Origin of the sequence: Dapis brunnea BLCC-M229 (assembly GCF_050015995.1) — a bacterium.
GTDB lineage: Bacteria > Cyanobacteriota > Cyanobacteriia > Cyanobacteriales > Microcoleaceae > Trichodesmium.
Window position 1 is genome coordinate 7,316 of record NZ_JBNHEP010000187.1, and the last position, 2,864, is coordinate 10,179.

Annotated in this window: 1 protein-coding gene and 1 pseudogene; one reads left to right on the forward strand and one right to left on the reverse strand. The window is 33.4% G+C overall.

Annotated elements, in window-relative coordinates:
- Positions 1–865 precede the first annotated feature (865 nt).
- Positions 866–1,013, forward strand: a pseudogene (locus tag ACP6PM_RS21295) (IS701 family transposase); the annotation flags it as partial.
- A gap of 258 nt (positions 1,014–1,271) precedes the next feature.
- On the opposite strand, the gene bioF reads toward ACP6PM_RS21295, so the two are convergent.
- Positions 1,272–2,453 carry an 8-amino-7-oxononanoate synthase gene (gene bioF, locus ACP6PM_RS21300; RefSeq protein WP_426588154.1) on the reverse strand — a complete coding sequence of 394 codons (1,182 nt, stop codon included), beginning with the start codon at positions 2,451–2,453 and terminating at the stop codon, positions 1,272–1,274.
- Between the last annotated feature and the right edge of the window lie 411 nt (positions 2,454–2,864).

Below are 2,864 nucleotides of genomic sequence, written 5' to 3' on the forward strand. Positions count from 1 at the left end.
CTTCCCCCTACTTGCTAATCTCTAACTATTCCATTTTTGAGATTTACTGATAGATTCAGTCTCTTATTGTAACTATATCGAGCCTGGTTTATCAAAATAATTGTAAGTATTCAGCTATTAGCTGTCAGCTATGAACAATAAAACCCTGTTCTTAAGGATATGGTTTAAATAAATATTGACTCTAACTCAAGGGAGCTGGCTTTTATAGTTTAAGATGTAATTATGGCTCAATTAATAAAGCTTCTATCCGGCAACAAAAGTAATAGCTAATAGCTGAAGTTTGCAGTTCCTCTGTTTCGCTTTCCTACGGAATGCTAACTCAAACGCGACATTAAAAGCGTAGCTCCTCTGCAGAAGGCAAGAGGCTGGCTGACGGCTGAATGCTTACAAATAATTTATAATTTTCTCTACATACCTACCCAAAAATTGTTATCTTTTCTGTATTTTCTTTTACCTTCTATTAATCGACAAATATATAGCTAATTCGGTTGTATATGAAGTACAGTAGAAGTAACTTTAATACGAGTTTTTGAAGTATCAAATTAAGGTTTCATTTTTTTTGCACTTACCTACTAGAAGATAGCAGTCGAAGCAAAGATTAGAACATTTCTAAATTCTCAAACTCAGTCACAGACTATTTTTGATTTTTGCCTTTTGACTTTTGCCTTGCGTGTAGCGCTATGAGTGTACCACATTTACATGGAATAAGGGAATAGCAGAAAATAAATTATCCCAAATTTTTGTACTCTATTTTTGTACTATATCCTGACTGGTTACTCCCTACTCCCTTGCTTTTTCAATTTATTCCCTACTCCCTACTGCCTACTCCCTTATTTTCATAGCTAATGGGATAATTTTTTATTTGATTGAAAAGTTTTATAGGGAAGCTAAAGGATGGTTGGGTTTCAAAGAATATCAAGTCAGAGATCAAACCAGTCTGATGCGTCATTTTATTCTAGTTTTTGTCGCCTATACTTTCATTCTGTATCAACAATTAATGGGAGGTTTAAGAAAGCGTTATTCTCGCCAAGCTTTGACAAATTTTACAGAGACATGATTAAGCATTTCTAACTGGTGTTTCCTAGAAATTTTTTTGCTGGTGACAAAAGAATCAAGAAATTTTTGCTCAACATAAAGCTGATTTGGGGGTGATCTGGGGGTAGACTCAGGTATAACTACGTCTAATTATAGGATAAAGGCAAATATATTTTACTTTTTTCCAAAAGTCCAGATATTCAATTTCTCCTCCATTCCCTATCCTCTCTTATTTCTCACTTATTAAAATTAATTAATGCTGCTACTAATTTATGAAGATGAGTTGTTTCGTGGGTAGCCATTAGAGAAATGCGAATGCGACTGGTATTAACAGTCGGTGGGCGAATAGCAGGAGCAAATATTCCTGTTTTTTTTAACTTTTCTCCTACTATTAATGCTTGAGCTGCATTCTTTAAAGGAAAACAAATAATTGGTGATTCATAATTTGAGATTTTTTTCCCTCTGCAAAAAAGTTGATTTTCTGTTTCTAATAAATTTCTTAGAGTCTCCACATTTTGCCATAATTTGACACGACGTTCTGGCTCTTTTTTAATAATGTTTACGGCTGTTAAAGCAGCAGCAGTATCCCCAGGAGTTAAACCTGTTGTATATATCCAACTCGGCGCTCTATTTCTGAGAAATTCTATTAATTTTTTTGAGCCAGCAACATAGCCTCCTAAACTTCCTAATGCTTTGCTCAAAGTACCAATTTGAATTAATTCTTTTCCTGTGCAGTTAAAATATTCAACACAACCTCCTCCATTAATTCCAAATACTCCTGTTGCATGAGCTTCATCTACTAAGAGCATACTATTATATTTTTCTGCTAAATCTAATAATAATGGCAATTTACATAAATCGCCATCCATACTAAAAACACTATCTGTAATTATTAAACTGCGACGATAATTTTCTCGTTCTTGTTCTAGTTTATTTGTCAAATCTTCAATATTGTTATGACTATATTCGACAATTTTTGCACCACTAATAATGGCTCCATTTTTGAGGCTTGAATGATTATATTTGTCTGATAAAATCAAGTCACGTTGGCTGACTACTGAAGATATTACACCTATATTTACTAAATATCCTGAACTAAATACTAATGCTGCTTCTGTTTGTTTTAATTTAGATATTTCTTGTTCTAATTCCTGATGTATTTCTCGATGACCTGTTAATAAACGGGAGCCTGTACTACCAGTACCAAATTCTTTTGTAGCTTCGATAGCTGCTGCAATTAAACGCTTATCTCCTGCTAATCCTAAATAATCATTACTGGCAAAATTGATGAGTTGTTTCCCTTCTAATTTAATTATTGCACCGGGAAGACTTTCAATAGTTTTGACTGAACGATACCAGTTTGCTTTATATATTGTTGATAGGGATGACTCTATCCAACTATAGGGATTACTTTGCATTTTTTCTGATTTATTTTAATGATCTTGAATCGTTATTTCTATATTATTTTCCTGCAAAAATATGATTTTTATCAGACTATAGTGTTTCTGATTGTTGTTAGGTACACAAGTTTTATATTTCTTGAACAATATATAGCAATTTCCACAGCTATGAGGTACATTCAATAATTAATAATTAACAATTAATTAATTGCCTCTTCTGTAATATAAGGATTGGTTAAAAGGAATTTTTTTTCTTATCTTGCTGGATTGGATATGGCTAGGTTTCCTCAGAATCAAATCCTACTCCAAGCTCCGCTTTTCATGTCGGCGAGCAGCCTAAACGACCCCTTTTTCTCCTTGAAAGGAGAGGCTTTAAACCCACATTCCGCACTTCAATTTGTAGTATCAAGATTAGCATGAAAAGCAGTG

Bases quoted from the DNA above. Each gene is read 5' to 3' on its own strand.
- bioF (WP_426588154.1), bottom strand. From the start codon at position 2,453: ATGCAAAGTAATCCCTATAGTTGGATAGAGTCATCCCTATCAACAATA.